Here is a 1,462-nt window from a genome sequence, read left to right as displayed (position 1 = left end):
GCCAATCACTACAGCTCCGACCACCCCCACAGTTCCCACCACTCCCACAACGCCGACTACGCCCACAACGCCGACCGCTCCGACCACGCCTACTACAGGCACTGGTACCGACAACGGAAGCAATCACGGCGGAAGCACTCCAATCGTGAACACGATCAAGGGAACGGGTGGAGCCGATACGTTAGCGGGGACCGCTGGCGCCGACACCATGCGCGGCTATGGCGGAAACGATACCTACACCGTCAATCACACCTCCGATGTTGTAATTGAGTCAGGTTATCGGTCGGGAGGCATTGATAAAATCAATTCCAGCGTTTCCCTCTCCCTTTCCGGACCAAATGTAAGCGGCCTGGTTGAGAACCTTACCTTGACGGGCAACAATCCGATCAACGGAACGGGCAATAGCCTTGCCAACAAAATCGTCGGAAATAGCGGCAATAACGTACTCGCCGGCATGCACGGAAACGACGTACTTACTGGCGGTGCTGGCAAGGATACGTTCGTGTTCAACACCCTGCCGAACGCGCGCACGAATATCGACAAGATCACTGACTTTAATGTCCGTGATGACACAATTGCGCTCGACAATTCGATCTTCAAGGCAATTGGGGTCGATGGCGCGCTTGCTTCGTCAGCGTTCCATACCGGAACGGGCGCTCATGATGCCAATGATCGCGTCATCTACAACCCCAATACGGGTGCTCTGATATATGACTCAAATGGAAATGCCGCTGGTGGTGCAGTTCAATTTGCGACGCTGTCGCCAAATCTGAGCCTGACCCACTCGGACTTCCTGATTATCTAAGGTAATATCGATAGTAAAAAGGGCGGCCAATGTGCCGCCCTTTTTTTTACCGTATCAGTATGTCGCCAAAAGCCCGAACATTTCGGGAAATGGCAATCCCATCAGAAAATATGGAACCCATCGTGGGAAGCGCCCTGCTTCGCGCTATGACTTGAGTGGTCGCCGTGGCCGTCCGCTCCGAAGTTTCCCGACAACGCATCAGCCAAACTGCTTGCGTAAGAGGAAATAAATGCCGCTTTTTGGCTTGATGCGAAGGAAGAGTGCGAACTGAAGTGATCAGCGACGCGGTCAAGATGAGAGCTGGCGTTTGACAGCGAGCTGAAATGAAACGCCCACTGCTCACCAAAAGCCATTCCGGCCTTGTGCGGAGCAACGCCGCCGGTCGAGGCCGAAGCGCTGCCGTGATCGGCGTTCATATTGCCAAACCCATGCGATCCAATCTTGTTGGAAGATTCGACGCCTGGAACGGCTGTATGATCCCCATTTTTGGTGGCATGGTTAGTCGGAAATACGGGCTTCGAAGCGCCTCCGCTGTGGTCGGAAACTTCCTTAACTGGATTGCTTGGAGCCGACGGCGCAACCGGCGAAGGTGTCGAGGGTGCGACGGGTTCTGCTGGTTGCGGTGACGAGCTTGAAGGTGCGGATGATATGGTCGCT

General features: G+C 54.7%; 2 protein-coding genes. One reads left to right on the top strand and one right to left on the bottom strand.

Features of this window, described 5'->3' with window-relative positions:
* On the top strand, positions 1-805 hold an 805-nt coding region (locus DY251_RS21200; RefSeq protein ID WP_483466596.1), incomplete at its 5' end, for a calcium-binding protein.
* Between the two features lie 101 nt (positions 806-906).
* On the opposite strand, the gene DY251_RS21195 is transcribed toward DY251_RS21200, so the two are convergent.
* On the bottom strand, positions 907-1,221 hold the full coding sequence (locus DY251_RS21195) for a hypothetical protein (protein ID WP_116625888.1): 315 nt from the start codon (positions 1,219-1,221) through the stop codon (positions 907-909).
* Between the last annotated feature and the right edge of the window lie 241 nt (positions 1,222-1,462).

The organism is Mesorhizobium denitrificans (genome assembly GCF_003403035.1).
Taxonomy (GTDB): Bacteria; Pseudomonadota; Alphaproteobacteria; order Rhizobiales; family Rhizobiaceae; genus Mesorhizobium_G; species Mesorhizobium_G denitrificans.
Note: the sequence above shows the minus strand (reverse complement) of the source record. Positions and strands in the feature narration are given on the sequence as shown.